The 4,036-nt window shown below is 44.4% G+C and carries 3 protein-coding genes; 2 read left to right on the top strand and 1 reads right to left on the bottom strand.

Annotated elements, in window-relative coordinates; genetic code table 11:
• The coding region (mfd, locus tag ABI367_RS00365) for a transcription-repair coupling factor (protein ID WP_462231051.1) at positions 1–3,124 on the bottom strand (3,124 nt) is incomplete at its 3' end.
• Positions 3,125–3,307: 183 nt separating this feature from the next.
• On the opposite strand from mfd, the gene ABI367_RS00360 reads away from it, so the two are divergent.
• Both ABI367_RS00360 and ABI367_RS00355 read left to right on the top strand, forming a co-directional pair.
• Positions 3,308–3,715: a DUF4199 domain-containing protein gene (locus tag ABI367_RS00360; protein ID WP_462231049.1), complete on the top strand. Its 408-nt coding sequence runs from the start codon at positions 3,308–3,310 to the stop codon at positions 3,713–3,715.
• The coding region (locus tag ABI367_RS00355) for a DUF2752 domain-containing protein (protein WP_462231047.1) at positions 3,708–4,036 on the top strand (329 nt) is incomplete at its 3' end. The genes ABI367_RS00360 and ABI367_RS00355, both read left to right, overlap by 8 nt.

Raw genomic sequence — 4,036 nt, 5'->3', positions numbered from 1 at the left:
TTTCAAAACCAATGGCTTTGCCCATCCATTGCAGGCGCATGGTGTTCAGCAGGTCATTTACCTGTGGCGGTATTGGCCCAAAACGGTCATGCAGTTGCTGCTGAAAAGCCAGTAGTTCGGTTTCATTTTCCAGTTTGGATAGTTCACTGTATAAATTATACCTTTCCGATAAACTGGTTACATATTCATTGGGTATCAATATCTCCAGGTCGGTATCTATCTGCGTAAAGTTGATAAATGGCCGTGGCTTATCATCAGGGAACAAGCCTTTAAACTCATCATCTTTTAACTCCTGTAGGGCTTCGTCCAGTATTTTATGGTACATTTCAAAGCCTATCTCGGCAATAAAGCCGCTTTGCTCGGCACCCAGCAGGTTTCCGCTGCCGCGGATATCCAGATCGCGCATTGCCACGTTAAAGCCGCTGCCCAGATCGCTAAATTCTTCAATGGCACTTAACCGTTTGCGGGCCTCGTTAGTCAACGTTGATAACGGCGGACTCAGCAAATAACAATACGCCTTTTTATTGCTTCGCCCCACACGGCCACGCATTTGGTGCAGATCGCTCAGGCCAAACATGTGCGCATGGTTAATAATGATGGTATTGGCGTTTGGTATATCCAGACCGGCTTCAATAATGGTGGTGGCTACCAGTACATCGTACTCGTTGTTCACAAACTTCAGCATCACATCTTCCAGCGCGTCGCCCTCTAACTGGCCGTGTGCAATGCCTACCCGTGCTTCGGGCACTAAAGTGTTTATCATGCCACCCAATTGTGGCAGATCGGCTACGCGGTTATGGATAAAGAATACCTGCCCGCCACGGTCAATCTCAAACTCAACGGCTTCTTTTATCAGCTTATCATTAAACACATGCAGCTCGGTAACTACCGGCTGGCGGTTTGGCGGCGGGGTGGATATAATGGAAAGATCCCTTGCACCCATCAACGAGAAATGCAGCGTACGCGGTATGGGCGTGGCGGTTAACGTCATGGTATCCACATTGGCACGCATTTGTTTGAGTTTCTCTTTAGTACTTACACCAAATTTCTGCTCCTCGTCAATGATCATCAGGCCCAGGTCCTTAAACTTTACGTCCTTGCTTACCAGGCGGTGCGTGCCAATGATGATATCCACTTTACCATCCTTCAGCTTTTCCAATGTTTCTTTGATTTGCTTTGGCGATTTAAACCTGTTTACATAATCAATATTGCAGGGGAAACCTTTAAGACGCTCGGTGAAAGTTTTATAATGCTGGGCCGCCAAAATGGTGGTGGGAACCAATATGGCTACCTGCTTACTATCGGCAACGGCTTTAAACGCCGCGCGGATGGCTACTTCGGTTTTGCCAAAGCCCACATCGCCGCAAATCAACCTATCCATAGGGTGCGGCGACTCCATATCCTTTTTAAAGTCGGTGGTGGCTTTTTCCTGATCGGGGGTGTCCTCGTAAATAAAGGAAGCCTCCAGTTCGGTTTGTAAATAGCTATCCGGCGAAAATGCATTACCCTGCTGCGATTTACGCACCGCATAAAGCTTGATCAGGTCGCGGGCTATATCCTTAACTTTTTTTTTTGTGGTTTTCTTGAGCTTATCCCACGCGTCGGTACCCAGCTTATTCATTTTGGGTACGGTACCCTCCTTACCGCTGTATTTAGATATGCGGTTAAGCGAGTTGATGTTTACATACAACAGGTCGTTGTCGGCATAAACCAACCTGATCATTTCCTGCTGCTTACCGGCAACCTCTACCTTTTCCAGTCCGGCATATTTGCCAATACCGTGGTCAATATGGGTAACATAGTCGCCGGGCTTCAACTCGCGCAGTTCTTTCAGGGTGATGGCCTGCGAACGCTGGTAACCCTTTTTTAGTTTGTATTTATAATAGCGGTCAAATATCTGGTGGTCGGTATAGCAGGCCAGCTTTTGTTCGCGGTCAATAAAACCTTCGCGGATAGAGATGCTTATCGGCGTAAACTTTACGGTTTTATCCAGGTCATCTAAAATGGCGTATAAACGTTCAACCTGCCTTGCCGAATCTGTGAGAATATAATTTTCTATCTTCTCTGCCTCGTTGTTTTTAAAATTATGTATCAACAGGGTAAAGTCTTTATTAAAAGACGGCTGCGGGCGCATATCAAAGTTGATGGTAGCATCTGCATCATAAAAAAATTGCTTTCCAAACTCCACTACCGGGAAATCATGCAGTTGGTCGGCTATCAGCTTTTCGTCAGTAAAACCAAACTTAGGGTCTATCCAATCGGGGTTTTGGTTTTTTTCTTCTGCGGATAGCGCCTTCCATAACTGGGTAGCTTTTTTGTAGCCGCTTTGAATAATATCGAAGGTAAATTGTACATCCTTTATCCAAACCTGCGTACCGGCATCTACATATTCCAACAACGAGATATTGCTCTCCGTTAAAAATTTAGATTGCACATTAGGCACAATGGTGATGGTTTTTACCTGCTCAACAGATAGCTGACTTTCAATCTCGAAGGTGCGGATAGACTCTACCAGATCGCCAAAAAATTCCACCCGGTAAGGCAGCTCGTGCGAGAAGGAAAAAATATCAACTATACCCCCGCGAACCGAAAATTGTCCGGGCTCGTATACAAAATCAACCCGCTCAAAATCATACTCCACCAAAAACTCATTGATAAATTCAATGCTGAGTTTGTTGTTTACGCCAATTTCCAGCGTGTTTTTTTCCAGCGATGCGCGGTCAATCACTTTTTCGGCTAAAGCTTCGGGGTAAGTAACTATCAACTGACCAAATTCGGTAGAGTGATTTAATTCGTTCAGCACCTCGGCACGGGCCAGTACATGGCTGCTATCGGGCTGGGTAAACTCAAAAGGTTTACGGTAGGATGAAGGGAATAATAAAACTTCTTTACCGGTCAAATTCTCCAGGTCGGCCTGGAAATAACCGGCTTCTTCGCGTTCGGGCAGCACAAAGATCATGTGCTTATGCTGCAAAAAATACAAAGCTACCGCCATAGCCGCATCACCTGACCCGACTAAACCACGAAGCTGTATCCTTGGATTTTTAGAAGCATTTAAGGCTGTCGCCAATGCTTTTATCCGTTCATCAGCTTTATATTTCTCTAAAATATCACGGATGTTCAAACTGTTGCAAATATAGTAAAAAAGGTGTTTTAATGCGGTTACACAACAATTGTGCTAATTAATAAAACAATATGCGGGTATAATTACTTTTTATGATAGTTAAACAACGTTGCCTATCCGGCCAACGTATTATAATAAGAATAAACAAAAAACGCACAACAATTTAACCTAACACTTAATAAGATGAAAAACGCATTAGTTTTCGGCCTTATAATTGGCATACTAAGCGGTATATGGCTTTTTGCCATGCACGCTTTTGGCGTTGGTATATTAGATGATCAAGCCGCGCCGGTTGAGTATTTTTCTATCCTGATACCGATAATTGGTTTGTTTTTTGGCATAATGAGCTATAAAAACAACGAACTTGGCGGCAATATGGGCTTTTTAGAGGCCCTGGTACAAAGTTTTAAAATTTTGCTGGCGGGTGGTATAGTAGCCATTTTTTCGGCTATTGTTTATATTAACTATATCCAATCAGGCAGCGACCTGCGCGATCTTTCCAGCAGGATGTTCGGGGCTTTGTTAATTGGTATTTTGGCGGCGTTTGCAGTATCTTTACTGCTTGCAAACAAGTCGAACAAAATTGATTAAACAGTTTATCAGTAAAAATTTAGAGTTACTGTTTTGGGTAGCCGCGTTAATAGCGCTGGCTACTACCAATCCGGCAAACCCATCGCAATACACGTTGTGCCCGTTAAAGTTAATGGGCATAACCTGGTGCCCCGGCTGCGGGTTGGGGCATTCTATCGCTTTTTTACTACATGGCGATATTAAAAACTCTTTTCATGCGCACTGGATAGGGATACCTGCGTTGGGTATCATTTTATACAGAGTGTGGGTATTGGTTCGTCAGTTTACTCACCCGGTCGGCGCTTCGCTGGACCACCCTCTCTATGCTAGAGAGGGAATTAA

This window comes from Mucilaginibacter sp. (assembly GCF_039935595.1).
Lineage (GTDB): Bacteria > Bacteroidota > Bacteroidia > Sphingobacteriales > Sphingobacteriaceae > Mucilaginibacter.
This window is presented reverse-complemented; position numbering and strand designations above follow the sequence as displayed.